This window comes from Psychroserpens citreus (genome assembly GCF_055686305.1).
Map to the genome: position 1 here is coordinate 1308964 of NZ_CM145999.1, position 26274 is coordinate 1335237.

At 34.9% G+C, this 26274-nt stretch carries 24 protein-coding genes and 21 tRNA genes; 35 read left to right on the plus strand and 10 right to left on the minus strand.

Translation table 11 applies throughout. The features are described 5' to 3' along the window. Positions 1-46: 46 nt before the first annotated feature. The gene (locus tag ACTU6T_RS05805; RefSeq protein ID WP_460220313.1) at positions 47-958 is read left to right on the plus strand and encodes an ABC transporter ATP-binding protein; all 912 of its coding nucleotides are present in this window, start codon (positions 47-49) and stop codon (positions 956-958) included. On the opposite strand, the gene ACTU6T_RS05810 is transcribed toward ACTU6T_RS05805, so the two are convergent. Continuing rightward, positions 937-1947, minus strand: a complete 1011-nt coding sequence (locus tag ACTU6T_RS05810) for a helix-turn-helix transcriptional regulator (RefSeq protein ID WP_460220314.1) — start codon at positions 1945-1947, stop codon at positions 937-939. The two genes, ACTU6T_RS05805 and ACTU6T_RS05810, sit on opposite strands and share 22 nt — an antisense overlap. Before the next feature lie 93 nt (positions 1948-2040). Between ACTU6T_RS05810 and ACTU6T_RS05815 the strand changes: the two genes are divergently transcribed. From ACTU6T_RS05815 to ACTU6T_RS05980, 34 genes are all read left to right on the plus strand, one after another. After that, positions 2041-2793: a nucleotidyltransferase domain-containing protein gene (locus ACTU6T_RS05815; RefSeq protein ID WP_460220315.1), complete on the plus strand. Its 753-nt coding sequence runs from the start codon at positions 2041-2043 to the stop codon at positions 2791-2793. Further along, complete coding sequence (locus ACTU6T_RS05820; RefSeq protein WP_460220316.1) at positions 2790-3854, plus strand: nucleotidyltransferase domain-containing protein; 1065 nt, start codon at positions 2790-2792, stop codon at positions 3852-3854. Before ACTU6T_RS05815 ends, ACTU6T_RS05820 begins: the two co-directional genes overlap by 4 nt. Before the next feature lie 714 nt (positions 3855-4568). Continuing rightward, complete coding sequence (locus tag ACTU6T_RS05825) at positions 4569-5960, plus strand: RtcB family protein (RefSeq protein WP_460220317.1); 1392 nt, start codon at positions 4569-4571, stop codon at positions 5958-5960. Positions 5961-5974: 14 nt separating this feature from the next. Then, positions 5975-6667 carry a peptide chain release factor H gene (gene prfH / locus ACTU6T_RS05830; RefSeq protein ID WP_460220318.1) on the plus strand — a complete coding sequence of 231 codons (693 nt, stop codon included), beginning with the start codon at positions 5975-5977 and terminating at the stop codon, positions 6665-6667. Between the two features lie 37 nt (positions 6668-6704). Further along, complete coding sequence (locus tag ACTU6T_RS05835; RefSeq protein WP_460220319.1) at positions 6705-7250, plus strand: tetratricopeptide repeat protein; 546 nt, start codon at positions 6705-6707, stop codon at positions 7248-7250. A gap of 121 nt (positions 7251-7371) precedes the next feature. Next, the gene (locus tag ACTU6T_RS05840; protein WP_460220320.1) at positions 7372-7932 is read left to right on the plus strand and encodes a metallophosphoesterase family protein; all 561 of its coding nucleotides are present in this window, start codon (positions 7372-7374) and stop codon (positions 7930-7932) included. A gap of 20 nt (positions 7933-7952) precedes the next feature. Continuing rightward, positions 7953-8474: a 3'-5' exonuclease gene (locus ACTU6T_RS05845; protein ID WP_460220321.1), complete on the plus strand. Its 522-nt coding sequence runs from the start codon at positions 7953-7955 to the stop codon at positions 8472-8474. A gap of 718 nt (positions 8475-9192) precedes the next feature. Further along, a tRNA-Lys gene (locus tag ACTU6T_RS05850) sits at positions 9193-9265 on the plus strand. Positions 9266-9271: 6 nt separating this feature from the next. Further along, positions 9272-9359, plus strand: a tRNA-Ser gene (locus ACTU6T_RS05855). Between the two features lie 132 nt (positions 9360-9491). Then, positions 9492-9565, plus strand: a tRNA-Pro gene (locus tag ACTU6T_RS05860). Positions 9566-9579: 14 nt separating this feature from the next. Continuing rightward, positions 9580-9666, plus strand: a tRNA-Ser gene (locus ACTU6T_RS05865). A 9-nt stretch (positions 9667-9675) separates the two neighbouring features. Further along, a tRNA-Ala gene (locus tag ACTU6T_RS05870) sits at positions 9676-9748 on the plus strand. A gap of 5 nt (positions 9749-9753) precedes the next feature. Continuing rightward, positions 9754-9878, plus strand: a tRNA-Asn gene (locus tag ACTU6T_RS05875). A gap of 5 nt (positions 9879-9883) precedes the next feature. Continuing rightward, positions 9884-9957, plus strand: a tRNA-Cys gene (locus ACTU6T_RS05880). Positions 9958-9964: 7 nt separating this feature from the next. Further along, positions 9965-10047, plus strand: a tRNA-Tyr gene (locus tag ACTU6T_RS05885). A gap of 6 nt (positions 10048-10053) precedes the next feature. Continuing rightward, positions 10054-10125: transfer RNA gene (locus tag ACTU6T_RS05890), tRNA-Gly, on the plus strand. 10 nt (positions 10126-10135) lie between these two features. Continuing rightward, positions 10136-10207, plus strand: a tRNA-Trp gene (locus tag ACTU6T_RS05895). Between the two features lie 85 nt (positions 10208-10292). Then, positions 10293-10364 (plus strand) — tRNA-Asp (locus ACTU6T_RS05900). A gap of 99 nt (positions 10365-10463) precedes the next feature. Next, positions 10464-10535, plus strand: a tRNA-Glu gene (locus ACTU6T_RS05905). A 5-nt stretch (positions 10536-10540) separates the two neighbouring features. Continuing rightward, a tRNA-Val gene (locus ACTU6T_RS05910) sits at positions 10541-10612 on the plus strand. A gap of 7 nt (positions 10613-10619) precedes the next feature. Beyond that, a tRNA-Met gene (locus tag ACTU6T_RS05915) sits at positions 10620-10692 on the plus strand. Between the two features lie 4 nt (positions 10693-10696). Beyond that, positions 10697-10770: transfer RNA gene (locus ACTU6T_RS05920), tRNA-Leu, on the plus strand. Between the two features lie 174 nt (positions 10771-10944). Continuing rightward, positions 10945-11016 (plus strand) — tRNA-Arg (locus tag ACTU6T_RS05925). A 5-nt stretch (positions 11017-11021) separates the two neighbouring features. Further along, positions 11022-11092: transfer RNA gene (locus ACTU6T_RS05930), tRNA-Gln, on the plus strand. A gap of 6 nt (positions 11093-11098) precedes the next feature. After that, positions 11099-11171: transfer RNA gene (locus ACTU6T_RS05935), tRNA-Ile, on the plus strand. A 7-nt stretch (positions 11172-11178) separates the two neighbouring features. Continuing rightward, positions 11179-11251, plus strand: a tRNA-His gene (locus ACTU6T_RS05940). Positions 11252-11257: 6 nt separating this feature from the next. Next, positions 11258-11384 (plus strand) — tRNA-OTHER (locus ACTU6T_RS05945). 35 nt (positions 11385-11419) lie between these two features. Then, positions 11420-11905: a ribonuclease H-like YkuK family protein gene (locus tag ACTU6T_RS05950; protein WP_460220322.1), complete on the plus strand. Its 486-nt coding sequence runs from the start codon at positions 11420-11422 to the stop codon at positions 11903-11905. A gap of 110 nt (positions 11906-12015) precedes the next feature. Then, the gene (locus ACTU6T_RS05955; RefSeq protein ID WP_460220323.1) at positions 12016-12528 is read left to right on the plus strand and encodes an alpha-ketoglutarate-dependent dioxygenase AlkB; all 513 of its coding nucleotides are present in this window, start codon (positions 12016-12018) and stop codon (positions 12526-12528) included. Between the two features lie 1309 nt (positions 12529-13837). Further along, positions 13838-13950: transfer RNA gene (locus ACTU6T_RS05960), tRNA-Leu, on the plus strand. 308 nt (positions 13951-14258) lie between these two features. Beyond that, on the plus strand, positions 14259-16091 hold the full coding sequence (locus tag ACTU6T_RS05965; RefSeq protein ID WP_460220324.1) for a hypothetical protein: 1833 nt from the start codon (positions 14259-14261) through the stop codon (positions 16089-16091). Positions 16092-16200: 109 nt separating this feature from the next. Continuing rightward, positions 16201-16512 carry a DUF6331 family protein gene (locus ACTU6T_RS05970; RefSeq protein ID WP_460220325.1) on the plus strand — a complete coding sequence of 104 codons (312 nt, stop codon included), beginning with the start codon at positions 16201-16203 and terminating at the stop codon, positions 16510-16512. 47 nt (positions 16513-16559) lie between these two features. Then, positions 16560-17969: an RtcB family protein gene (locus ACTU6T_RS05975; RefSeq protein WP_460220326.1), complete on the plus strand. Its 1410-nt coding sequence runs from the start codon at positions 16560-16562 to the stop codon at positions 17967-17969. A gap of 83 nt (positions 17970-18052) precedes the next feature. Further along, positions 18053-18760, plus strand: a complete 708-nt coding sequence (locus tag ACTU6T_RS05980) for a DUF434 domain-containing protein (protein ID WP_460220327.1) — start codon at positions 18053-18055, stop codon at positions 18758-18760. Positions 18761-18781: 21 nt separating this feature from the next. Here the strand turns inward: ACTU6T_RS05980 and ACTU6T_RS05985 are convergent, their stop codons facing one another. The 9 genes from ACTU6T_RS05985 to pdxA all read right to left on the minus strand — a co-directional run bounded on the left by ACTU6T_RS05985 (position 18782) and on the right by pdxA (position 26244). Beyond that, positions 18782-19234: a GreA/GreB family elongation factor gene (locus ACTU6T_RS05985; protein WP_460220328.1), complete on the minus strand. Its 453-nt coding sequence runs from the start codon at positions 19232-19234 to the stop codon at positions 18782-18784. Further along, positions 19227-19934 carry a monofunctional biosynthetic peptidoglycan transglycosylase gene (gene mtgA / locus ACTU6T_RS05990; protein WP_460220329.1) on the minus strand — a complete coding sequence of 236 codons (708 nt, stop codon included), beginning with the start codon at positions 19932-19934 and terminating at the stop codon, positions 19227-19229. The genes ACTU6T_RS05985 and mtgA overlap by 8 nt, the downstream gene beginning before the upstream one ends. Position 19935: 1 nt before the next feature. After that, entirely contained in the window at positions 19936-21045 is a 1110-nt protein-coding gene (locus ACTU6T_RS05995; RefSeq protein ID WP_460220330.1) for an NAD(P)/FAD-dependent oxidoreductase, read from the minus strand. 188 nt (positions 21046-21233) lie between these two features. Continuing rightward, a complete protein-coding gene (accC, locus tag ACTU6T_RS06000) occupies positions 21234-22583 on the minus strand; it encodes an acetyl-CoA carboxylase biotin carboxylase subunit (protein WP_460220331.1) in 1350 nt (449 codons plus the stop codon). Between the two features lie 85 nt (positions 22584-22668). Further along, positions 22669-23145, minus strand: coding sequence for an acetyl-CoA carboxylase biotin carboxyl carrier protein (gene accB / locus ACTU6T_RS06005; RefSeq protein ID WP_460220332.1), 477 nt, complete (start codon positions 23143-23145; stop codon positions 22669-22671). A 38-nt stretch (positions 23146-23183) separates the two neighbouring features. Then, the gene (locus tag ACTU6T_RS06010; RefSeq protein WP_460220333.1) at positions 23184-24179 is read right to left on the minus strand and encodes a beta-ketoacyl-ACP synthase III; all 996 of its coding nucleotides are present in this window, start codon (positions 24177-24179) and stop codon (positions 23184-23186) included. 179 nt (positions 24180-24358) lie between these two features. Then, a complete protein-coding gene (gene rpmF / locus ACTU6T_RS06015) occupies positions 24359-24562 on the minus strand; it encodes a 50S ribosomal protein L32 (protein WP_460220334.1) in 204 nt (67 codons plus the stop codon). Positions 24563-24570: 8 nt separating this feature from the next. Beyond that, entirely contained in the window at positions 24571-25113 is a 543-nt protein-coding gene (locus ACTU6T_RS06020; protein ID WP_460220747.1) for a YceD family protein, read from the minus strand. An 84-nt stretch (positions 25114-25197) separates the two neighbouring features. Further along, complete coding sequence (gene pdxA, locus ACTU6T_RS06025; protein WP_460220335.1) at positions 25198-26244, minus strand: 4-hydroxythreonine-4-phosphate dehydrogenase PdxA; 1047 nt, start codon at positions 26242-26244, stop codon at positions 25198-25200. Positions 26245-26274: the final 30 nt, after the last annotated feature.

Below are 26274 nucleotides of genomic sequence, written 5' to 3' on the forward strand. Positions count from 1 at the left end.
TTGCATTTGATGTAAAGGCGTTTTTTATAGTACTTTTGCATAAGCCATGTTAGACGTTAAACAACTTACTTTTTCATACGACAATACCCTGGTTTTAGACCACATATCATTTAAAGTTCAGCCAGGTGAATACCTTGCCATTATTGGAGAAAGTGGCTCAGGAAAAAGTACGCTTTTAAAGACCTTGTATGGCGAATATGATTTAAGCTTCGGAAATATCCACTGGAAAACAACTGAGATTCTTGGCCCAAAATATAATCTCGTGATTGGCTATGATTTTATGAAGTATGTGGCTCAAGAATTCGATTTAATGCCATTTATTTCTGTAGAAGAAAATATTGGGAAGTTCCTCTCCAATTTCTTCCCTAAAGAAAAAAAGCAACGCACCAAAGAATTATTGGAAGTTGTTGAGCTTACTGATTATGCTACAACTAAAGTCAAAACCTTATCTGGCGGTCAAAAACAACGTGTAGCTCTAGCAAGAGCCTTAGCCAAAGAACCCGAAATTATTTTATTAGATGAGCCGTTTAGTCATATTGATAATTTTAAAAAACAGTCTCTAAGACGTAATGTTTTTAAATATCTCAAGAAAAAAAACATTTCATGTATCGTCGCAACACATGACAAAGACGATGTTCTAGGATTTGCAGATCAAATGGCACTATTGAATAATCATAGTATAGAAGCTTACAATACTCCTCAAAATCTATACAACAATCCTAAAACGCCTTTAATCGCTTCCTTTTTTGGAGAGTTTAATGTTATTAATAATGAAATTGTTTATGCTCATCAGCTTTATGTGGTACCTCATTCTCCATTAAAAGCGACAATTCTTAATTGTTATTTTAAAGGTCAAGACTACCTTGTTGAAGCAGCTTTAAATGGTACTAAAGTCTTTTTTAATAGTACTATTGAATTAAAAAAAAATAACACTGTTTATTTAGAGGTATCTGAATAGTTAGATACCGATTTTTTCAACTTCTTCAAAATTCTATCTCTCAATGCTTGAGGTTTAATCACCTCTATTGTTTCACCAAAACCTAATATTAGACGCTCTAGCTCAAAATTTACTTGTACTAAAATATTAAAGATGACGCCGTCTTCAGTGTGTTTAATAACTCGTTGCGATGCATGAAATGGCTTAGTAATCACATAAGGCGCATTGTGTTTATCAACCTTAAATTCTATGCGTTGTGACCTAGAATTAGACACAGTGACTCCAACAACATCTTTATAATAACTATCACCATCTATGTTGTGGTCTTCATAATTAGCAGTATCTATTTCAACAATCTTAGACATTCTATCCAAAGCTAGAGTAATATATTTTCCTTTATGAGTCGCCAATAAAAACCAACGATTATTAAATTCTTTTAACAGCTGCGGATGTACAGTCATTGTGCTTGCTTGTCGTGCTTTAAAAGATTGGTAATCCACATCTATCACTTTTTTATTCTGAATAGCAGCATAGATGACGTCAATGTATTCTAAGCCTTTAAGCTGTTCGTTTTTATCTAAATGAATAATAGCACGCTTATCTTTTTGAGACGAATACACCGAATCTTCTAAGCGTTGTAAAACACCATCCATTTCTTTAAACAGGGAAAAATCTTTAAACTGACGCAAGACCTGTATGGCTTCATTCATAACCTTTACATCCTTATCGGTCACAGGAATATTAACAATACTAAAACCCTCATCATCATATTTATAATACTTTCGGTCATAAACCACTATTGGCGCATTATAACCTAGTTTATCACTCCGCATCATTTGTATATCGAGCTGTACCGTACGCTTACTCACATCAATATCTTTCCCTTCATATTCATATAATGCATCAGAACAAGCCTCTATCAAATCATTAAGCGTCCACTGTCTGTATTGGTTCTGAAGACATTTATCTATCGTTTTATAACGAATTAAAGCATTTTTATTGATGGGCATATTGCAAAATTTTATTTGAATTTATAATAAAATATTTAGTGCGCAAAATTATTGCGTATATCTAAAATAATCTTTGTATTAAACAATTGAATCATGAAAACTAGAATACTTAACAAACTCTCTGAAATAGAACGAGATAAAAACATAGAGATTCTATTCGCCGTAGAATCAGGCAGTAGAGCTTGGGGTTTTGCTTCACCAGATTCTGATTATGATATCCGTTTTGTTTATAAGCATAAAAAAGACTGGTACCTCAACCTTTGGGAGCAAAAGGATACTATACAATTTATGACAGACAATGATTTACTTGATGGTTCAGGTTGGGATTTGTGCAAAGCATTACGTCTTTTAGCAAAATCTAATGCATCCTTTACAGGGTGGTTATTTTCCCCAATAATCTATCGAGCCAGTAATGATTTTTTAGAAACTATAAAGAAAGTAGCCAATACCAATTTTAATCCTGTTTCTGGATTTTATCATTTCCATAGCATGAATAAGGGGTTTGAAGAAACTTTAGATTCAGAAAAAATGACTTTAAAAAGTTTTTTCTATGCTATACGCACAGCGCTTTGCGCGAATTGGATCTATAAAAATGAATCTATACCACCTGTTTTGTTCAGAGAGATGTATTCTTTGATAGACTCAAGTTATCATAACAAATTAGATGAATTAATAGCTTTGAAAAGTAAACGCATCGAAAAAAGTAACGATCCTGTTGATGCAGATTTAATACATTTGGTAAGAGCTATTGTTAACGACAATAATAACGTTAAAAATCAACTGGTAAATAAAAAACCAAATCCAGACGATTTTAACAGTTTATTTTTAAAAACATTGAACAAATGACACTAGAAGAACTAAAATCATCAGGACATATTATTTTCGAATGCATTAGCGGCAGTCGTGCTTACGGATTGGATACACCTTCATCTGATACAGATATACGAGGTGTATTTATTCTTCCTAAGGAAAGTTTTTACAGTTTAGATTATGTGGAACAAGTAAATAATACTACCAACGATATCGTGTATTATGAGCTTAGAAAATTCATAGAGCTATGTGCTAAAAACAATCCTAATATATTAGAACTTCTTAATGTTCCTCAGCATTGTGTATTATATAAGCACCCTATTTTTGACAGTATTAAAACAGAGTTGTTCTTATCAAAACTATGTAAAAACACCTTTGCTAATTATGCCTTTACTCAAATAAAAAAAGCAAGAGGTCTCAATAAGAAAATAGTTAATCCTGTTGAAAAAGAACGTAAATCTGTGGAAGATTTCTGTTTGGTTTTAGATGGTAAAAAATCAATAACTCTAAAACAATTCTTAAGTGAAAAAGGCTTAAAAAATGAGTATTGTGGATTAGCAAAAATCTCAAAAATGAAAGATTGCTACAACTTGTTTTATAACCCGTCTTTAAATTATAAAGGAGTTGCAAGAATTAATGCTAATGAGGTTTGTTTAAGCTCTATCCCTAAAGAAGAATCACCAATTGCAATGCTATATTTTAACCTAGATGGTTATTCTACTTATTGCAAAAAATACAAAGATTATTGGTCTTGGGTTAAAAACCGAAACGAAGAACGCTATAAGAACAACACCTCTCATGATAAAAATTATGATGCCAAAAACATGATGCACACGTTTAGACTATTACATATGGCAAAAGAAATTGGAGAGTCAAGTAAAATAAATGTAGAACGTTCAGATAGAGATAACTTACTGACAATTAAAAATGCTGAATTTGAGTATGACGAATTGGTCTCTAAAGCTGAAATCATAAGAGACGAACTAGAAGTGATATTTAATAATTCTGTGCTTGCCGATAAACCAAATTTGGACAAAATTAATGACCTATTAGTCTCTGCAAGAACTAAATTCTACAATTGTAATTTTGAAAATTGAAAAATAAATCTCAATATTTGCACTAATAAACAAAGAAAAAAAGAATCTATGACACTACATAATTTAGAACATCTGATGCTGAAAAGCTATTTCTGTAGTGTAGGGAAATAGGTAAAATATAAATAAACCTTTATAAAAAGCATCTAAAATAAAATTGGATGCTTTTTTTATTAATTTTTTTTGAAGTTAATACATATACATGCCTAAAACGCAAACAACTGCACTTCAATAAATTAAGATATCTGCCATTTGCGGACAAGATGTCCATTACCCAAAAATAACTTAACAAACTGATAATCAATAGATTAATTTGATTTTAAATTTGGATAATTCAAATATTCCATTTTATATTTGCACCAGTGCTGAGCAAAGTCGAAGCATCGCTTAAAAACAATAAATAATAATTTTTGAATGTCACCTTGAGCGCAGTCGAAAGGTCTTTCAAGTAAAAACGAAGTAACATGTTTAATCTAAATGTAAACAAAAGTATGTCAGGAGAACCAGGTTCTTTTACATACACGCTTCGTGACTTCTTTCCAGATAAATAGACATCTATTTTTATCATACAAAGAGTCCGAAGCCCAAACGTTTCGGGCTTTTTTGTATGCCTTTGTTTCAAAACAGGTTAAGGTTTAAAAAAGATTCGAATCCATCAAATCAAATCATTGCCATCAAGTATTACAGCTCGATGACAGATAACTAATATCTCAAACCATGGGAAAGAAACTAAGCGGAAAAGACTTAATCAAATTAGGCTTTCCAAAGAACAATAGTATTAATGTGACTTTAGGCCAGATTAATCGCTATCAAAAACGAGTAAAAAAAGAGAAAATATTAACGGAAGCAAAAAAAGTATTACTAAACCCTGAAGTCTATAAAGGAGATGGTGTCTGGGGAAAAATAGCAGAAAGCCTGCTAGACCCAGTACATGTGGTGAAACAAAAATTAAACACACATCGCGCACCATTTCAAATTTATGGAGAAAACGAAATTGATGATCAGGCAAAGTATCAATTATATGATGCCTTAAAACTGCCAATAGCCGTTGCAGGAGCCTTAATGCCAGATGCACATGTAGGTTACGGATTACCAATAGGTGGAGTACTAGCAACAAAAAATGCTGTAATTCCTTATGGAGTTGGTGTAGACATTGGTTGTAGAATGTGTTTAACCATTTATCCAGTAAAAGCGTCTTACTTAAAAGGCAAAAAGCATCAACTGGAAAACATATTGTCAGAGCATACCAAGTTTGGAATGTACGAAACACATAAAACCAAACACGACCATGAGATTTTCAGTCGTGATGAGTTTAAAAACATTCCTCTGGTAAAACGTTTAAAAGATAAAGCCTATAAACAATTAGGCACTTCTGGTGGAGGTAATCATTTTGTTGAATTCGGAGTCATTAGCATTATCGATATCAATAACGAATGGAATTTACCATTAGGTGATTATTTGGGTGTTTTATCACATAGCGGCTCACGTGGATTGGGAGCAAATATTGCAAAACACTATACCTATTTAGCAACAAAGCAATGTCCATTACCAAAACACGTACAGCATTTAGCGTGGTTAGATTTAAACACGCATGATGGTCAAGAATATTGGTTAGCTATGAATTTAGCCGGTGACTATGCAAAAGCGTGCCATGACGATATTCATAAACGCATTGCAAAACTCTTGGGAGAAAAGCCAATGGCGAAGATTGATAATCATCACAATTTTGCTTGGAAACAAGACGTCAACGGACAAGAGTGCATCGTCCATCGCAAAGGAGCAACACCAGCAAACAAAGGAGAGCTAGGTATTATTCCAGGATCAATGACAGCGCCAGGATTTGTAGTTAGAGGATTAGGCAATACAGAAAGTTTACAATCGGCATCTCACGGAGCAGGACGTGTACTATCTAGACGCCAATGCAAATTGACATTAACACAAAGTGCAATAAAAAAAGAATTACAAAAGCACGATGTCTCTTTAATTGGGGGTGGTATAGATGAAGCACCAATGGCATATAAGAACATTGAAACCGTGATGAAAAACCAACAAGAATTGGTTGAAATCATTGGGAAATTTACACCAAAGATTGTGAGAATGGCTAAGTAAAAAGAAGTAATAAAATGGAAACTAAAATCATACAAATTACCTCTGGTCGTGGTCCAGCAGAGTGCTGCTGGGTTGTGGCTCAGGTTTTAAAACTATTTATTAAGGCTTTAAAAGAAGAACAAATGGCATACACCATTCTTCAAAAAGAACAAGGAACAGAAAACCGAACCATACAATCGGTTACAGTTCAAATTGAAGGAAAAAATGTCAGTCCATTTCTAGAATCTTGGAAAGGTACTATTAAGTGGATTGGTATATCATCATTTAGACCGCAACATAAACGTAAAAATTGGTTTATAGGTCTTTATGAAATAGAGAATAATCAAACTTTTCAAATTAATGAAAAGGATATTATGTACCAAGCGACTAGAAGTTCTGGACCAGGAGGACAACATGTCAATAAAGTGAGTTCTGCAATAAGGGCTATTCATAAACCAAGTAACATTCAAGTATTGGTAATGGATAGTAGGTCGCAACACCAAAATAAAAAAATTGCCAAACAACGTTTGCAAGAGAAGGTTGCCAAATTGCAGTTACAAGCTTTGCAAAAGAGCATAAAACATCAGTGGGAAAACCACCTAAAAGTTGAACGTGGAAACCCTATTAAGGTGTTCAAAGGTTCAGACTTTAAAGCTCAAAAAAAAGAGAAGCATTATAAATCAAAACGGAATCAATTAAAAACTGAATTACGTAATGAATTAAAATAGATTCTGAAGCATATTCAGGATGAGGAAACATAATACTATGGAAACTAATTTATTAAATAACTACGTACTTAAAGCAATGGATGCATATCCTTATGAGCTAGAAGAAACTGTAGAAAATCTAAATTATGCCTTATCATATGAAGCTAACAATGCTTATGCTTTATATTTAATGGGACGTTTACAAGCTGAGCAATTTGGTGATTACGAAAAGGCCAAACAGTATTATGCTGAAGCTTTAGCTAATAAAATGGATTTTCACAAAGTGTATCAACACTACATTTTGGTTTTAATCTGGAATGAAGATTACGTAGAAGCTCAGAAATTAATAGACTTTGCTTTTACTGTAAAAGGTCTTAATAAAGGAATCATTCATTTGTTTCAAGGACAATTGTTTGAAAACCTTCAAGCCTATAAAAAAGCTATTAAAGTCTTGAAAAAAGCTAAGTTATTAGGTTATAACGACGGATTTATTAACTATGTAGATTCTGAAATTTCAAGAATCAAAAACAAGCTGAAACCAAAGAAAAAGAAGACTTCTAAAAAGAAAAAAACTAAAAAAGTGAAGTCTAAAAAAAATAATTAATAATCAACCTACAAGTTTTGTCATGCTGAACTTGTTTCAGCATCTCAACTTGTAGGTTTAAATAATGAGATTCTCACTGAAGCTTGCCTTGAGCGCAGTCGAAAGGTGGGAACTAGAAAACATGAATACAACAAGAAACATATACTTTACATCAGACCATCACTTTGGTCATACCAATATTATAAAGTTCACCAACCGACCCTTTGAAACGGTTGAAGAAATGGACGAAGAACTCATCAAACGCTGGAATTCTCGCATAAATAAACATGATAAAGTCTACCATTTAGGTGATTTCGGTCTATGCAAAGCAGAACGTATGCGAGATATTCTAGACAAGTTAAACGGTAAAATTTTCCTCATTCGAGGTAATCACGAAGGAGCAGCTTTAGCAAATCCAAACCGATTCGAATGGATAAAAGATTACTTTGAGCTTAACGTCAATGATGCAGATGCACCTAATGGCAAACAAAAGATTATCCTCTTGCATTATGCGATGCGAGTTTGGCGCTCTAGCTTTAGAGGCACATGGCATTTGTACGGACACTCTCATGGTAGCTTACCTGACGATCCTAATAGTAATAGCTTCGATGTCGGAGTAGATTGCCACGACTTTTACCCTATTACCTACGAGGAAGTCAAAGTAATTATGAATCAAAAAACGTGGGAGCCTCCGTTTAAATAATAAATAAAAAACAGAATACGATGAGTTATATAATGGTAGATATAGAATCCGATGGGCCAATCCCAGGAGATTTTTCAATGGTTTCTTTTGGAGCCGTTGTTGTAGATCAGAATTTAGATAGATCCTTTTATGGAAAATTAAAACCTATATCCGAAAAATGGGTTCCAGAAGCATTAAACGTCTCTGGACATACTAGAGAAGAAACGATGACTTTTTCTGAACCTGAAAAAGTAATGCGACAATTTAAAGATTGGATAAATTTAAATTCTAAAGGAAGACCAATATTCATTAGTGATAATAATGGTTTTGATTGGATGTTTATATGTTGGTATTTCCATCATTTTATTGGTGAAAACCCATTCGGATTTTCTTCAAGAAGATTATCTGATCTTTTTTGTGGATTACAAAAAGATACTTATGCAAAATGGAAACATCTGAGGAAAACTTCGCACACACATAATCCAGTTGATGATGCTATGGGTAATGCAGAAGTTCTATTACTAATGAAAAATGAAATGGATCTAAAAATAAGTTTAAAGTAAAAAAAGTTTTAACAACGCAAAAAGATTACGTTTCAACGTCATTATATTTGCTACATAAATAAAAAACATATATTTACAATACAAAATGAATACAATACAGATACATAAACAACCGATGTCACGCTTTAATGAATGTGGCGATTATAGATGGGCAGTCATTTTACTGAGTACCATCTCAGGACGTTTTGTATCTAATTTTAAGTGTTGAATATGATTTAAATACTATTAAAACTATAATATGAAGCGTCCAACCTAAAAGTTGGGCGCTTTTTTTTAAAATTTTTTTTGAAAATATTTTGAAGCTATAAAACGATAACATAGAAACGAAATAAACAGTGAAACAATTGAGAGACAGGCTATTGTAAACATGTTGAGAATCCGTAGATATACGGACAGGAATTCTATTATCTAAAATTAACTTAACTATCTGATTATCAATAAATTAAATTGAAATTTTTCTTGCATAATTCAAAAATGCATTTCATATTTGCACCGTCGAAATAACTAAAAACAAATGACAAACTATTTACAACATATTATTCAAATACGTCTCTGCATAAGCTCGCCGAAATACATGGTCGCGTTAGAGAATGATGAAAGATTTACAAAATATACTAGGAAGGTTATGGATACATAGTGACGTATTCATAGATATAAAGAAAGCGCCTTCCGTAAAACGAGGCGCTTTTTTTATGGTGTTCATTGAAATAAAAAATAGTGACGCGTAGCTCAATTGGCAGAGCACTCAGCTTTTAACCGAGGGGTTGTGAGTTCGATCCTCACCGCGTCAACACAACGGAAGGACAAGCCAATTTGGCGGTGGCCACACTCTTGAAAAGTGCTCGGAGTTAACGACTCGTGTGGGTTCGACTCCCACTTCTTCCGCAAAACTAGGAGAATAACAATGGCTGTTTACTCGCTTTGGAAGCGAGAGGTTGCAGGTTCGAAATGCGAAGCATTCATGAGCTCTTATTTATAACAATAAGAATGCAGCGAACTAATCCTGCTAGTGAAAATCTGGGAATATAACAATTGGCTAGTTTATTCGCTTTGGATGCGAAAGGTTGTAGGTTCGAGTCCTGCTTCCCAGACTAAAATAACAAATGGAGAGTAGGCAAATATTGGTTTGTTGCGCTTGTCTGCTAAACAAGTCCGCAATATCGCGGTGAAGGTTCAATTCCTTTACTCTCCGCAACGTAATGGGGTTATAGTTTAACAAGCCAAAACAGTGGATTTGCAATTCACAGAATGGAGTGCAAGTCTCCGTAGCTCCACAAACGATACCGTAGCTCAATGGCAGAGCAGTTGGCTGTTAACCGACAGGTTATAGGTTCGAAATGCAAAGCATTCACGAATTCCTATTTAATGATATAGAAGTGACATGAGCTAATCCTATCGGTATCGCAAAAGACAAGGTGGCTGAATGGTTAAAGGCGGCAGATTGCAAACCTGTTTTTTATGAGTTCAAATCTCATCCTTGTCTCTAATTTGGAAGTATTGAGCAATTGGTTGGCTCGCCAGACTGTAAATCTGGTCTCTTCGGAGCATGTAGGTTCGAGTCCTACTACTTCCACAATAAGCATCTGTAGTGTAATTGGCAACATAGTAGATTTCCAATCTATAGTTTCGGGTTCGAACCTCGATAGATGCTCTGATAAAACACGCTTATAGTGTAATTGGTAGCATTTAAGCCTCCAAAACTTAAGGTTAAGGTTCGAGTCCTTATAAGCGTGCAAAATATATCTATGGTGTAACGGAAAGCACAAAAGGTTTCTACCCTTTAAGTCCAAGTTCGACTCTTGGTAGATATACAATATTGGTTCATTGGGGTAATGGCTATCCTTCCCGACTGTCTCTCGGGAGATACGAGTTCGATTCTCGTATGAACCGCAACAATCGCGTTAAGGATTGAGGTATTGTTGAAGCTCCTCGCAGAGAGCGACTACCGAAAGTCTGACCCTTTAGGGTAACGCCATAAAAGAAAAACATGCTCTATTAGCATAGTGGTTAGTGCAACTGGCTTTCTACCGGACGACAAGGGTTCGATTCCCTTATAGAGTACAAATTGAGGTATAGCTCAGTGGAAGAGCATCACGCTTACATCGTGACAGTCATAGGTTCGATCCCTATTACCTCAACAAATTTTGAGATATAGCTTAACTGGTAGAGCACTGCTCTCATAAGGCGGTTTGTTTAGGTTCGAGTCCTAATATCTCAACTATGCAGGAATGGCGGAATTGGCATACGCTCTTGTCTTAGAAACAAGGTTTTGAGAGTTCGAATCTCTCTTCCTGTACAAATGCTTCGCTGGCCAAACTGGAAAAGATTGGCGAGTAAAAACAAATGTTTTTACGAAGGCACCGAACGAAGTTACGTTTTAAGCGCTGTGATTTCTTGGTTCGAAATACCAAGTATTCACGAATTCATGAAACAATAGAAATTGATGAGTAATCCAAGGCGAAGTACAAATAGGTTTATGGTGTAATGGATAGCATACAAGGTTTCGACCCTTGTGGTATGGGTTCGAATCCTATTAAACCTACAAATTAACTTGTGGTGTAACGGCAGCATTGAAGACTTTGAATCTTCAGGTACAGGTTCGAATCCTGTCGAGTTAACAACATTGTGATATAGCTTAATTGGTAAAGCGCTCGCCTGATACGTGAGTAGATGAAAGTTCAACTCTTTCTATCACAACAAAAATGGTGGTTCTAGCTTATTTGGTAAAGCACCTCACTGTGAATGAGGAGAACAGAGTTCGAATCTCGGAATCACCCAAAAAAGGAGCAATAGCAAAGCAGGTCTATGCCTCTGGTTGAAATGAGTTTACGAATTCAACGAATCCTATTTAATAAATAGAATTCATTGAGTTAAACCCAGAAGATACTGGTTCGAGCCCAGTTTGTTCCACTAATTAATTGTTTAACTAAAAAAATGAGGAAATCATGAAACCAACTCAGCAAAAATGGAGAACTATGAGTGGTAAGGTATTTGACGAACCGATTACCCAACTTGTAAAAGAGGCTATCATCAGAGAGCAAAAGGCTGGGCATCGTTTAAAGATTTGCGTAGGCTCAGATTCACAAGCATATCAAGATCATATTGCTTACGCAACTGTAGTAGTGGTGATCCGTGAAGGTAAAGGTGGTTTTATGTTTATCCGAAACCTAAAAGGAAGCACTAAGATTGGAATTAAAGAGCGTATGCTAAAAGAGGTAACGATGTCTGTAGAAGTGGCTTATGCCATCTGTAATATTCTTGAAGCCTACAATGTAGAGCTTGAGGTGCACGCAGATATCAACACAGATCCAAAATTTCAATCTAATGTAGCGCTTAAAGATGCTATGGGTTATATCCTAGGAATGGGGTTTGTATTTAAAGCGAAACCTTATGCTTTTGCAAGTTCATCTTGCGCAGACAAAATGGTATAACATACTTCACTCTAGAATAGGTTCCTATTCTTTGTTAGGGAATTCTGCTGGGTTCTACATAGCCTAGAACCTGGTGGAAATCTTAAAAAGTGAAGTCATTTCATAAAATCATGGAAGGAATAATTTACAGAGAAAACTTCATAAGTCATCATAGATCACTTTTTGAAGCCTTAAAGAATAACACAATTTGGGATGAGAGTATGACTGCTCGTAAAACAGCAAGTTTTGGCAGACCTTATAACTACTCTCAGATAGTATATCCATTTCAAGAGTTCACTCAGGATATTCTAGAAATTATAGATGGCATTGAAGACTTGCTAGGATTTAGAACTAATAACTGTTTGGTCAATTATTACGAAAACGGAAACTCTACGATGGGTTTTCACTCTGATCAAAGAGATATGCTAGAAGATGATACAGGTGTTGTGATTGTGTCTATAGGAGCAACAAGAACCCTACGATTCAGAACTATTGAAGATAAGAGTATTACTAGAGATTTTGATCTTAATTCTGGTTCATTGATTTATATGAATAACGAAGTTCAACATATATGGCAACATGCTGTAATTAGATCAAATACAAAAAACGGAAGAATGAGTTTAACATTCAGAAAATTAAAATAAATTTTATATACGCAAAAACATTGCGTAATACTGTAAAACATTTGCAGAGTAACTAACAAAAAGTCTTTGGAATCAGGCTTTTAAAGTAGCGCTCTGCCAGATACAGAAGCTGGCAGAGTTTTAAAACAAAACGTTCATTGACATCACAAGAGATTCAAAAAACTGAATTTCATTGTAATAAAAAAATCATCAGACATTAATCATAGATTAGTAATTGATGGGGCGGCTTATCGTCCTTAGATAAACTTGGTAACAAGGATAAATCTGTTTACAGGTACTGTAAATGGAGACTGATTTCTCGCGAGAGCAGTACAGGTAAGCAAGCAACTCACATAAGTTACTATTTGCAAGGGGCAACCGCTGACGTAGATAAGAGCTTATAGCCGACAGTAATTAGGCTTGAGATGGAGACATCAATAGGAAAAGTTGTAGTAATGGGTTACGTATAGGTCATCCAACCTTGCGGAGCGTATTGCAGTATTCAAGTAACCCGATAAGAAATTATTCGGTGACTTCACATACCGTGTGCCGGGAGGCATGCAAGGAAAAGGTTGGTATTTTGTAGGCCAAAATCTACGAAGCCATTTTCGAAGCTCTTTTCCTAGGCCAACAAACCAATGGGTTCAATTCCCATCCTAATACCAGAATTGAGGATGCTCAGTCGGTGAGCAAAACGCAAAAGACTTCGAACGTTACAGCAGCTAGTAGTTGCCTAAACCCATTGTAATATATGGGACAGTAAAGGCCGCAAACCTTTACTGTGTAGTGAACATTCTAGTAGGCCGCCTCAAAAGAGGACGTCTATGAATGGTGAGGGAGCCAACCCTTGTAACTGCAAAGCGTGGTATAAAACCACTATGCAGGCCAAGTCTAAGTCGCTGAACAGCTATAACGTAATTAGGCATCGGATAAGTACGTAATTCTCTAAGCAATGAGAAGCGCGTGGAAAATTAGGGAAGGGCTAAGGCTATAATCCTAAGAAAGCTTATCCTAAAGCGAAGGTATTCTCAGAACGCTTTTTAAAATATTAATACCTCTTTAGCTTAAAGGGAAGAGCAGTGTCAAAAGACTTTTAATCGTAGGCGCGGAGTGATAGGAAGATGTGGTTGGTGGCAAGTCTGCCAATGACTAGATTTTGCAGAAGCACCGAAATACATAGGATGTAAAGTAGGAAGCGCATTTAGAGCCTATCTGTTCACTTTTGTGAAAGTACCAGTTCAAAATGCATAGCATTCATGAACTCCTTTTAAACAAATAAAAATCCAGTGAATAATCTGGTAAGAGGTACAACGTTCTTTAACATAAAAATGGTCCAGTAGCTCAGAGGATAGAGCAGCGAAAATACTTTTCGCTATTGGCACAAAAAAGTTCCTGTAAAGATTCAAAATCCGCGGGTCGCGGGTTCGAATCCCGCCTGGACCACAAAATATTACTAACACAGAAAGTTCCTATGACAAGTTAATTCTCCACCATTATTACATTCCGTTAGTAGAAGACAATAGACGTTCCTATAATATGCTGGTTCGAGTCCAGCGCCCGAAAGGGTCGTTTGGTTGAAATTACGTCTCGTCTTAAAAGACAAAAAGAGTTCCTATAAATTACGGTCATCGCTCCCACAAAAGGGGGTATGAAAATTACTCTTCGTCTTTAAAAATAATAGGTAATAGGTGTTCCTATTTTATTGAATGATTATCAAAACTATACACCTCACTTATTTAAATTTTAATATTATGAATACATTAAAATTATTTAACGCAGTAATTGCGAAACCATCAAACGAAAAGCCATACATCTCAGATGAAGGCTATATCATTGCACCAAATGCACTTTGGGCAAAAGACAGAATTATTACCTTTTTAAAAGATGAAAAGCTCAATGGTAATGATCTTAACAAAACATTTCACAAGTCTTGGAGTAAAATCAAAAACAGCTCTAGATATGAGTTATATGTAGATCAAATTCAACATTATATGTCTACTTATGGGAGTGATTTTCAAGATGATATTTATATCCCAGAAGAAGTTTTAGATATTCCCAATGTAAAGCTTAACTATAAGGTTATTAATGCTTACTCAATTGAGGAGATGACACAAAAGTGCTTGTCATTATTACAATCTGGCATTGCTTTAAAAGTAGAAACTGTTGATGCATTAATCATAGTGTTGATGGATGAAATAGGATACACTTTCACAGGTAAAGAAAACATTAGAAATAAAGAAGCTATCGTAAAATTGGCTGAATTTTATAATGTGTATCCTAATAATCCTGTGGAGTTTTTCAGATACATTATCTACAGAACAACGGATACGACTTTGCTAATTAAAAATGATGCGTTGATTGAATTGATTAAAAACAGTTCTTACAACCCAACACAAGCTTTTAATGATTTTGGATTAGAAAAACTTGCTGAGATTTTTAATCGTTACAAGCCTTTGTTTTTAGCTTTTAAAAATAGAGCGCCTAAGACGATTAATAAAATTAGTAAGTTGTCCAAAACGTATCACAAACCATTAGTTTCTAACCCTTTAAATGATGTAACAAGTACCTTGTTAACTGATAAAGATGTTCACTGGTTAGATAATGCAACACCTTTTGCGTTGTTTAAAGCGTTGTCTGCATGTTATACCAGAGCACAAGGTCAAGATGCCTTTTTATATAGAATTAGAAATGGTAAGTCTTGGGTAACCTCAGAAGGTATGACAGCTGTTGGTAGAACTAATATGTTAGCAAATCTTTTAAAGAAGACCAAAGCTAGTAAATACAAAAAAACCGTTATTGAAAACCCATTATACAAAGAAAATTACCAATTCTTAAAGGGTTATTTAAAACAACGTTTTGATTTATCTGGTAAGCGCTTATTTTTCCCTGAGGAAATTACTTATGCCTTACCTACATCCGAAAAAATGTATGTAGGTAATATTCCTACTGGAACACGTTTTTACGGTAAAAATTTAGCTGTTGGTATTTATTGGGAAGATGCTTGGGGAGCACGAGATTTGGATTTATCTGGTTTAAATATTGCTGGTAAAATTGGTTGGAATGCCACTTATAACCAACAAAAAGGCAACCTAATGTACTCTGGTGATATTACCTCAGCACCTCATGGAGCTGTAGAATATTTGTATGCTAACAAGGGGTTAAATGTCCCTACTTTAGTACAAAACAATGTGTTCTCTGGAACCAGTGATTGCGGTTATAAAATTGTAATCGGTAAAGGAAGTACTATCTCTAAGGAGTATATGATGGATCCAAACAAAGTGTTTGCGGATATTAAATGTGAGTCTGTACAAAAACAAACTATTTTAGGAATGTTAATTCCTAAAAATGACAAACAATGTTTTGTTTTACTAAATTTCGGTGCAGGTCATTCTAGGGTATCTGGTAATTCTGAAGTATCAACTTTAGCAACTAGAGCTCTATATCAACAATGGAATGACCCTTTGGCCTTTGATAATTTGGTAAGAACCTTAGGTGCAGAAATCACGGATTATAAAGATGAGGCTGATTTTGACTTTTCTTTAGAGAATTTGGAAAAAGATAGCTTTGTAAAGCTATTTAAATAAGGAGAACCTAGTAAGAATTTATTTTTTTACTAGGTTTTTTAATAAAAAATAAGCTACGCAAAAATATTGCGTAATACACTATAATATTTGTAGTATAATTAAAAAAGACATGAAAACAAGTATTGAAATAGATGAATTCTTAATGGAAAATGAGGAGTTCTGGAATCATTTAGAATATCACTGTGTAAGAGAGTGTTGTGGAATTGATGCATTCAATTTAGAAAGAGAATACTTCTTAGAAATAATTGAGTATTACAATAAAGCTCAAATTTTAGAAAACATGAACTCAATCATTGATAAAATAGAAAATAGCGCACTGAAACAAGTTCGTTCTGGTTTTTTCAATCTGAATGAAAATAAAGAGGTTTTTAAACAAAGACTATTAAATGTCATTCCGAGCATAGTCGAGGAATCTCATTAAAAATAAAGTTTAACTTAAAAAGATTCCCAATTTCTTGGGAAATAAATATGAAAACAAATACTAAAATCACAGGACACGATTTAATCGCTTTAGGTTACAGACAGGGTAAATGGATGAAAGACGCTATTGCATATATCAATGACAATGCATTAGAAGGTGAAGCCATGGCAACGTACTTAGAACAATTTAATTCTCCTGACCCAATAGCTTTACACGATAGATCAATTGAATTTTCGATCAATATCAAAGCAGAGAATGAATTGGAAGAGGACAATGTCTCTAAAGTCATTAACTCCATGCAAACCTTAATGAAAACACCTACTTTGGTTGATGGCGCCATTATGCCAGATGCTTGTCCTACAGGTCCAGACGGAACGATTCCTGTTGGAGGTGTAGTTGTGGCGAAGAATGCGATTCATCCAGGAATGCATAGTGCCGATATCTGCTGTTCAGTGATGTTAACCGACTTTGGTAAAGCAGATCCTAAAGCCATTTTGGATGCCGCACATGCCAATACACATTTTGGACCAGGTGGACGCGATAGAAACACACAGTTTAGATTTCCGAAGGACCTACTAGAAGCTTTTGAATCGAATTTTTTGTTGAATGATGGAAATATGATTCAAATTGCAAGATCACATTTAGGAACTCAAGGTGATGGTAATCATTTCTTGTTTGTAGGAACATCTAAAAAAACAGGAAATACCATGATGGTCACACATCACGGATCTAGAGGTCCTGGTGCTAAATTGTATAAAAAAGGAATGAAAATCGCCGAACGTTTTAGACGTGATTTATCACCAGAAACAAAAAAGCAAAATGCTTGGATTCCTTTTGAAACTGAAGAAGGTCAATTGTATTGGGATGCACTTCAAATTATAAGAGATTGGACAAAAACCAATCATGAAGTGATTCATAATTCGGTAGCTGAAACTTTGGAAATTGAGATTGAAAACCGTTACTGGAACGAGCATAACTTTGTCTTTAAAGATGGGGATTTGTTTTACCACGCTAAAGGTGCCACACCATTAGATGCTAAGTTTATGCCTGATATTACTGGGCCACGTTTAATTCCATTAAACATGTCTGAACCTGTATTGATTGTTGAAGGTGCAACAACAAAAACCAATTTAGGTTTTGCGCCTCATGGTGCTGGTAGAAATGTGAGTAGAACGCAACATAGAAAAAGTAAAACAGGGACTATTATGGAAATTTTTAAAGAAGAAACTAAAGGCTTGGACGTTCGGTTTTTCTCTAAAGAAATTGATATCACTGAGTTGCCTAGTGCCTATAAAAATGCACAAACCGTTAGAGCACAAATGGATGAATTTGGCTTAGGAACTGTAATTGACGAAGTGATGCCTTATGGTTGTATTATGGCTGGCGATTGGCAGAAAAATGCGCCTTGGAAAATTCGTCGAGAGAAACGTAGGAACTCAAAAAAGACTAATTCTTAGAAAGAGAAAAGTAGACTGACTTTGTTTGGTTTGCTTTTTTGTTTCAACACAAAACACAAATTTAAAATCAGAAAACAATATCAATGCCCAACCAAAGAAATCGCGGAAAAAACAGTAACGATAATCAACTTTTTGGTTCTAAAGCTATTCAGCAAAAACTTAAAGAAGCACTCATCGACATGCACTATTTGTTGACCAGAGGTTATGCAGAAAAGTCATCCTTACAACTTGTTGGAAATAGACATAGGCTTAATGTAAGACAGCAACAAGCAGTTAGAGGCATGAGTGCGTCGCAACAACAAATGGAGCAACGACAGTCGGCTTGTATTCCTTTTGAAAGTATTGGCAGTGATTCCATTATTATTGATGGGTTTAATCTCCTCATCATTTTAGAAAGTGCCTTGTCAGGTGCTTATCTCTTTAAGGGCTTAGATGAGGCTTATCGTGATTTGTCTGGAGTGCACGGCACTTACAAACGTGTACAACAAACAGAAAATGCATTGTTGCTTGTAGGTAACCGGCTCAAAACTAACAAGGTTATTTGGGTGTTTGACAAACCTGTATCTAATAGTGGACGACTCAAAACCATGCTTAGAGAATTAGCAGAAAATCATGACTTTAATTGGGAGATTATTCTAGACCATAATCCAGATAAAGTTTTAGCAAAAAGTAAACATATTGTAGTGAGCTCTGATGCTTGGGTTTTAGATCGCGCAAAACGATGGTTAAATCTTGGAGCATACATTATTGAGCATCATATTTCTGAAGCTAATATTATATATAGCAAATAATTAATATGTAACCTTAGAAAGTTAAATGACTTTAATGATTTTAAAATCTTGATTTCTAAATTGAATTTGGTCTCCTACGGTTTTGCCTAATAATAATTTTGCAATAGGTGTATTAGCAGAAATAGCATAAAATGATTGCTCATGTAGTTTTAACTCTCCGGCACTAATTGTTACAAAGTAATTAAATTGAGACGTAAAAACTACGCTTCCTAAACCAATGGCTTCCGAAGATTTTGAAATATCAATTTTTGAAAGTATTTCGTTAATTTTTTGAATTTCGGAAAGCTGCTGCCCTGTTTTTTCACGCTCTAATTGCAACATAGCTCGTCCTGTTTCATGCTTATCTCCTGCAGAGCTCTTTGTTTCAGAATTTAAAGATTCCTGAATCTCAGCAATCGTTTTTTGAATGGCTTCTAAACGACGGTCTACAAACTCTTGGCATTGTGTATATAATTCGTCTTTCAGTTTATTCATTATTATCATCTTGATCTGGATACTCTAATGGTCCAAAATACTGCATTTGTTTAACTATCCAAGTCTTTCTCCCTTCTATGTATACTGTTGCTGGATTAGCTTTATAGCGCAACGGGTTAGGTAATATAGACGCAATTGCTGCTGCTTCATAACGACTTAAACTTGTTGCCTGTTTTTTAAACCAATATTGTGATGCGGCTTCTATTCCATATATTCCTGGCCCCATTTCTATACTGTTGAGATATACTTCTATGATGCGTTCTTTACTCCATATCAATTCTATCAAAAAGGTAAAATAAGCCTCGAGTCCTTTTCGCAACCAACTACGTTGCGGCCAAAGAAACACATTCTTTGCTGTTTGTTGGCTTATGGTACTTGCCCCTTTAATTTTTCTTCCTTTTTGGTTGTTCTCATAAGCCTTTTCAATCGCTTTAATATCAAATCCGTTGTGCTTTAAAAACAATTGATCTTCACTACAAATAACCGCCAATTGCATGTGCTTAGATATATCTTCTATTGCAACCCAGTTATGTTTCCAACCCTTTTTGTTTTTGTCGGTTTGTTCTATATTTCGAATAAGCATTAATGGTGTTATTGGTACAGGAACCCACTTAAACACAAAGACAATAACTATAGAAAACACAAACAACCAAAGCAAAGTATTGAGTATAAATCGAAACAATCGTTTTATAAGTTTCATACTATAAAAGGTCTGCTAATTCTTTACCAACTAAGCTCCCAATTGCAATTCCCATTCCTCCTAATCGCACACCGCAATAAACATTGTTACTTATCTGTTTGAGAATTGGTTTTTTTTGTTGGCCAACACCCATAATCCCACTCCATCGATGATCAATTTCAAAAGAGGTGTGTGGTAAAATAGATGATTTTAGTAGGTCTTCAAGTTTGTTTTGAATCTGTTTTGTTTGCGCAAATTCTGTCGTTTCTTCACCTTTAAAATCAAGATTTCGACCGCCTCCAAATAGAATTCGGTCATCAATATTCCTGAAATAATAGTAGCCTTGATCTAAATGAAATGTGCCCTTAATTTGTAAATTATCAATTGGTTTGGTTATGAGGACTTGTGCTCTAGCTGGTTTTACTTCGGAAATATCTAATGATGAAGCAAAGCCGTTGGTAGCAATAAGTAATTTAGACGTCGTACATTCAAAGTGATTGGTTTTAATCTTGACAGACGCATTAACCTCATCAAAAGACTCAACTGTTATAGTATTCAATATTTTAATTCCTGAATTTAAGACCAATTGCGTTAACGAGACCATCATTTGACCTGTGTCAATTTGCCCTTCATATGGGTTATAACTCAACGTATCGTGACAATTTTTAAACCCGAATGTGTTAGATTTAAAATGAAAAACATCGCTATCAAATAATGGTTTTAAAAGGGTGTTTATGGTGTCTTTTTTATCCTGACATGTTTCAAGTAAATCGTCGGTTTTTGAAAACAACTCATAGCCACCATGTTGCTGATATTTGATATTTTGATCACCTAAAGTATGACGTAATACACGCAAACCATCTATTCGTTTCTTTACCAATTCGAAGACCTCAGCTTCAGAATGCGTTTTGAGGTCGGCTATAATTTCACTTAAACTCCCAAAACAAGCAAAACCGGCATTTTTGGTACTAGCACCTTGAGGTAATAGGCCTTTTTCGAGAATCAAAATTTTTGCTTTAGGGAAACGATACTTCAACTGCAACGCACAGTTTAAACCAACAATCCCACTACCAACTATGGTAAAGTCTATGTCTGACAACCATGATTTTATTTCCCAATAGGATAAATTCATAGCTCTAAAATAAGTGTTTTGTGTTAAGGATAGAAGCGATATCCTTTTTTATTGTGATAGATATTTCGACTGTGATCAATATAACAATAAAAAAGATTTAGCGGATAGCCTGACGCTACTTAGTTTTGACTAAGTAGTGAAACACCCAAATAAAAAAACTCCGAAAGATAAATTTCGGAGTTAGTATATTAATCGTCTTCAGGTTGAATTTCAAAATCTTCCATAAATTTAGTGGTATAATTACCTGCTAAATAATCTGGATGTTCCATCAATTGTCTGTGGAATGGAATTGTGGTTTTAATACCTTCAATAACAAATTCATCTAAAGCACGTTTCATTTTGTTAATCGCCTCTTCACGTGTTTGTGCAGTTGTAATTAACTTTGCGATCATAGAATCATAGTTAGGCGGAATCACATAACCTGCATAAACATGCGTGTCTAAACGAACCCCATGCCCACCTGGTGCGTGTAAAGTTGTAATGCGTCCTGGTGATGGTCTAAAATCATTAAATGGATCTTCTGCATTAATACGACACTCAATAGAGTGTAAGTTTGGCGAATAGTTTTTACCAGAAATTGGCACTCCAGCCGCAACTAGAATTTGCTCTCGTATTAAATCAAAATCAATCACTTGCTCAGTAATAGGATGCTCTACTTGGATACGTGTATTCATTTCCATGAAGTAGAAATTACGATGCTTATCTACTAGGAATTCAACTGTTCCTGCTCCTTCATACTTAATGTATTCTGCTGCTTTTACGGCTGCTTTACCCATTTTATCACGTAAAGCTTTCGTCATAAATGGAGAAGGTACTTCTTCCGTTAGTTTTTGATGACGACGCTGTACAGAACAATCACGTTCAGACAAGTGACAAGCACGACCTGTAGAATCACCAACAATTTGAATTTCAATATGGCGTGGTTCTTCAATGAGTTTTTCCATGTACATATCATCATTCCCAAAGGCTGCTTTAGATTCTGCACGTGCAGACTCCCAAGCATTCTGAAGGTCTTCTGGTTTCCAAACAGCACGCATTCCTTTTCCACCACCTCCAGCAGATGCTTTTAACATTACAGGATAACCTGTTTCAACGGCTAGTTTTTTACACTCTTCAAAATCTTCAATAACACCTTCACTTCCTGGAACACAAGGTACACCTGCAGCAAGCATTGTTGCTTTTGCATTGGCTTTGTCTCCCATTCTATCAATCATTTCTGGTGAAGCTCCAATAAATTTAATATCGTGTTCTTCACAGATTTTTGAAAATTTCGCATTTTCTGATAAAAATCCATAACCAGGATGAATGGCATCGGCATTTGTAATTTCTGCTGCTGCTATAATGTTAGGGATTTTGAGATAAGATTCGCTACTAGAAGGCGGTCCAATACAAACGGCCTCATCAGCAAATTTCACGTGTAAACTTTCGGCATCGGCAGTAGAATAAACAGCTACTGTTTTAATGCCCATTTCTTTACAGGTTCTAATAACACGTAGTGCTATTTCTCCTCTATTGGCAACTAATATTTTTTTAAACATAACTTTTTGTATTAAAAATTTCAATTTCCAAGCACCAAATTCCAAGAATTGGGTTTTGGGATTTGTGGATTGGAATTTTCAATTGTTATGATGGATCAACTAAGAATAATGGTTGATCAAATTCAACTGGTGATGAATCGTCAACTAAAATCTTAACGATTTTTCCAGATACTTCAGATTCAATTTCGTTAAATAACTTCATAGCTTCAATAACACATAATACATCACCTTCACCTATTGAAGACCCAACCTCAACAAATACAGGTTTATCTGGTGATGGTTTACGATAGAATGTACCAATAATTGGCGATTTGATTGTGATATATTTTGAGTCATCTGCAGCGGCTGGCGCTTCTGCAGCTGGAGTTGGTGCAGTAGCTACAGGTACTGCTTGCGCAACGGGTTGGCTTACTGGAATTTGTTGAACATAAGTGGTAGCATCTCCTTTACCATCTGAACCTGTTCTTATAGTGATTTTTACATCATCCATTTCTAATTTAACCTCACTTGCTCCAGACTTGGCAACAAATTTGATTAAGTTTTGAATTTCCTTAATATCCATAATTAATTAGTCTTTATAATTAGTTAGTTAAAAGTTGGTTATGAATTGTAAGCCCATTTTAAATAAATTGAGCCCCAAGTAAATCCGCCACCAAAGGCTGCGAATATTATTTTATCGTCTTTTTTTAGTTGTGATTCGTAATCGTTTAGTAATAAAGGTAAGGTTGCCGAAGTTGTATTTCCATATTTGTGAATATTCATCATCACCTTAGCAGGTTCTAAAGATACTCTATTAGCGGTAGCTTCGATAATTCTCTTATTAGCTTGATGCGCTGCCAACCAAGAAATGTCATCATTTGTCAATTGATTTCTTTCTAAGATACGTTCAGTAACATCAGCCATATTAAACACTGCATTCTTAAATACAGTTCTTCCTTCTTGAAAGACGTAGTGTTTACCTTCATTAAAAGTATCTGCAGTAATTGGATATGAAGAACCTCCATAAGTCGCTTGCAAAAATTCACGTCCTGCACCATTACTTCTAAGTAATTCGTCTTGTAGGCCTAAACCTTCATCATTAGGCTCAAACAAAACTGCTCCTGCTCCATCTCCAAAAATAATGCAGGTCGCTCTGTCTTTATAATTGATAAATGAAGAGTTTTTATCGGCTCCTATTAGTAATACTTTTTTGTATTTTCCTGATTCAATGTAACGTGCTGCAACAGACATTCCATAAAGAAAGCTAGAGCATGCAGCTTCCAAATCAAAAGAAAAGGCTTCGGTTGCACCTATCTCAGTAGCAGTAAAAGCTGCGGTTGATGCAGCTTTCATATCTGGTGTTGCCGTAGCAACGATTACTAATTCTATGTCTTTTGGATCTAAACCTTTTTTATTTATAAGGTCTTTAGCAGCTTGTATTGCGAGGTATGAAGTTCCTTTTCCTTCTTCTTTGAGAATGCGGCGTTCTTTAATACCTGTACGCGCTGTAATCCATTCGTCATTGGTATCGACCATGGTTTCCAAAATTTGGTTGGTCAATTTATATTCAGGTACGTAACCGCCTACTCCGGTAATTGCAGCTGTGATTTTACTCATATTATATTTTTAAAAAGTGTCCTAAACGGACAAAAATCGTCAAAAAAAGGTAAAATTTTAATGAATTTACTAAATTTTGAACGAATATGGCGCAAATTAAGTCGTTTTTCAGACTTATAGAAATTAAACATAAAAAAAACGCTCAGAATTGAGCGTTTTATTATATGCATGCATAATACTTATGCTACGTTTTCTTCAGCTTCAGAATTGTCAATCAAAACTTGCCCTCTGTAATATAATTTACCTTCGTGCCAGTGAGCTCTGTGGTAAAGATGCGCTTCTCCTGTTGTAGGACAAGTAGCAATTGTAGGAACTGATGCTTTATAGTGCGTTCTTCTCTTATCTCTTCTTGTTCTAGATATTTTTCTCTTAGGATGTGCCATTTTATATGTTATTTATCCGTTAATAGTTTTTTTAATGTATTCCAACGAGGATCAATATCCTCTGATGTTTCTTCTTTTTCTTTAAGGCCCTTCGGACTTAATTCTTCAAGCTTTTTAAGTATTTCTGAATCTAATGTTCCGTCTTCAACTCCTGGGTGAACGCGTTTAATGGGCATTGACAATATAATTAGCTCATAAATATACTGCGCAATGTTTATTTCGTATTCTCCATGAGGAATAATAAGAATGTCTTCAAACTCGTCGTTATATTCATCACCAAACTTTACTACTAGTTTAAATTCACCTTCGATCTCTTGATCATAAGGTTCATTAGTAAGATCACAGTTGACATTGACTACACCAGAAATTTCAAAATACAACTCCAATAAGGTAGTTTTCTTCTCAAAAACTAACGCTGTATTAACGTTGACATCATTAAAATCATCATACTCAAAATGTTCAAAGAACGCTTTATCAATTTGATAATCAAAATGGTGCTTTCCTACTTTGAGACCAACAAATGGTATCGTATATTCCTTAAAAGGCTTCATCATCGCATTCATTTTGAGCCTGCAAATATACAAATTTTAATTAATTAAACACGGGTTATGAACAAAAAATGTTTATAACAATTTTTAAGCTTTTTTTGGAGCCTTTTTTAGTGGGTTTTTTGAGTATTCATCATACTCAATTCTGTTTTTGAATATTTGAATTGCCATGAATACCGCTTCCTTAAAAGATCCATTATCTGCTTCGCCTTTACCAGCAATTTCAAAAGCAGTTCCATGATCTGGTGAGGTTCTTACTTTACTTAACCCAGCAGTATAGTTTACACCATGACCAAATGCAATAGTTTTAAACGGGATTAAACCTTGGTCATGATACGATGCTATAATAGCATCAAAATTCTTATAATTTCCTGATCCAAAAAAACTATCAGCTGAATATGGACCATAAACCATTTTTCCTTTGTTTTTAATTTGCTCAAGCGTAGGGCGTAACACATCATCATCCTCTTGGCCAATTACACCATTATCTCCTGCATGTGGATTGATTCCTAAGACTGCAATTCTAGGTTTATTAATTCGAAAGTCTTGAACTAAAGACTTATACACTGTGTCTATTTTATCATTGATTAACTCAGAAGTAATCTGGCTAGGAACATCTTTAACTGGAACATGATCTGTAAGCAGGCCAACCTTTAATGTTGGTGTTACCATAAACATTAGACTCTTTCCTCCTAACTTTTCGGCCAAGTAATTGGTGTGTCCTGGGAATTTAAACGTATCAGATTGTATATTGTGTTTATGAATCGGCGCAGTTACTAGAGTATCTATTGCATTATTTTTCAAAGCTATTGTTGCCGCTTCTAACGATTTTACAGAATAGGTTCCAATTGTTACATCCTCTTCACCAAAATTGATAGTGACATTTTCTTTCCAAACATTCAATACATTAATTTTACCATGAACAATCTGATCAGTATGATTAATCCCATGAAAATTAATTGGGCTTTTAAAATGTTTCTTAATGAACGACATAGATTTGATTGATGCAAAAATCACTGGAGTACAAAACTCGAGCATACGATTATCTTCAAAGGTTTTAATGATAATTTCAGGTCCAATTCCATTGAGGTCTCCTATTGAAATTCCTAATTTTATTTTTTTGTCTTTTTCCATTAAGATGTTTTCTAATGTCCGTAAATTTGT

Coding starts and splice junctions, on each gene's coding strand:
- ACTU6T_RS05805 (WP_460220313.1), top strand. CDS start 47: ATGTTAGACGTTAAACAACTTACTTTTTCATACGACAATACCCTGGTT.
- ACTU6T_RS05810 (WP_460220314.1), bottom strand. CDS start 1,947: ATGCCCATCAATAAAAATGCTTTAATTCGTTATAAAACGATAGATAAA.
- ACTU6T_RS05815 (WP_460220315.1), top strand. CDS start 2,041: ATGAAAACTAGAATACTTAACAAACTCTCTGAAATAGAACGAGATAAA.
- ACTU6T_RS05820 (WP_460220316.1), top strand. CDS start 2,790: ATGACACTAGAAGAACTAAAATCATCAGGACATATTATTTTCGAATGC.
- ACTU6T_RS05825 (WP_460220317.1), top strand. CDS start 4,569: ATGGGAAAGAAACTAAGCGGAAAAGACTTAATCAAATTAGGCTTTCCA.
- prfH (WP_460220318.1), top strand. CDS start 5,975: ATGGAAACTAAAATCATACAAATTACCTCTGGTCGTGGTCCAGCAGAG.
- ACTU6T_RS05835 (WP_460220319.1), top strand. CDS start 6,705: ATGGAAACTAATTTATTAAATAACTACGTACTTAAAGCAATGGATGCA.
- ACTU6T_RS05840 (WP_460220320.1), top strand. CDS start 7,372: ATGAATACAACAAGAAACATATACTTTACATCAGACCATCACTTTGGT.
- ACTU6T_RS05845 (WP_460220321.1), top strand. CDS start 7,953: ATGAGTTATATAATGGTAGATATAGAATCCGATGGGCCAATCCCAGGA.
- ACTU6T_RS05950 (WP_460220322.1), top strand. CDS start 11,420: ATGAAACCAACTCAGCAAAAATGGAGAACTATGAGTGGTAAGGTATTT.
- ACTU6T_RS05955 (WP_460220323.1), top strand. CDS start 12,016: ATGGAAGGAATAATTTACAGAGAAAACTTCATAAGTCATCATAGATCA.
- ACTU6T_RS05965 (WP_460220324.1), top strand. CDS start 14,259: ATGAATACATTAAAATTATTTAACGCAGTAATTGCGAAACCATCAAAC.
- ACTU6T_RS05970 (WP_460220325.1), top strand. CDS start 16,201: ATGAAAACAAGTATTGAAATAGATGAATTCTTAATGGAAAATGAGGAG.
- ACTU6T_RS05975 (WP_460220326.1), top strand. CDS start 16,560: ATGAAAACAAATACTAAAATCACAGGACACGATTTAATCGCTTTAGGT.
- ACTU6T_RS05980 (WP_460220327.1), top strand. CDS start 18,053: ATGCCCAACCAAAGAAATCGCGGAAAAAACAGTAACGATAATCAACTT.
- ACTU6T_RS05985 (WP_460220328.1), bottom strand. CDS start 19,234: ATGAATAAACTGAAAGACGAATTATATACACAATGCCAAGAGTTTGTA.
- mtgA (WP_460220329.1), bottom strand. CDS start 19,934: ATGAAACTTATAAAACGATTGTTTCGATTTATACTCAATACTTTGCTT.
- ACTU6T_RS05995 (WP_460220330.1), bottom strand. CDS start 21,045: ATGAATTTATCCTATTGGGAAATAAAATCATGGTTGTCAGACATAGAC.
- accC (WP_460220331.1), bottom strand. CDS start 22,583: ATGTTTAAAAAAATATTAGTTGCCAATAGAGGAGAAATAGCACTACGT.
- accB (WP_460220332.1), bottom strand. CDS start 23,145: ATGGATATTAAGGAAATTCAAAACTTAATCAAATTTGTTGCCAAGTCT.
- ACTU6T_RS06010 (WP_460220333.1), bottom strand. CDS start 24,179: ATGAGTAAAATCACAGCTGCAATTACCGGAGTAGGCGGTTACGTACCT.
- rpmF (WP_460220334.1), bottom strand. CDS start 24,562: ATGGCACATCCTAAGAGAAAAATATCTAGAACAAGAAGAGATAAGAGA.
- ACTU6T_RS06020 (WP_460220747.1), bottom strand. CDS start 25,113: ATGAAGCCTTTTAAGGAATATACGATACCATTTGTTGGTCTCAAAGTA.
- pdxA (WP_460220335.1), bottom strand. CDS start 26,244: ATGGAAAAAGACAAAAAAATAAAATTAGGAATTTCAATAGGAGACCTC.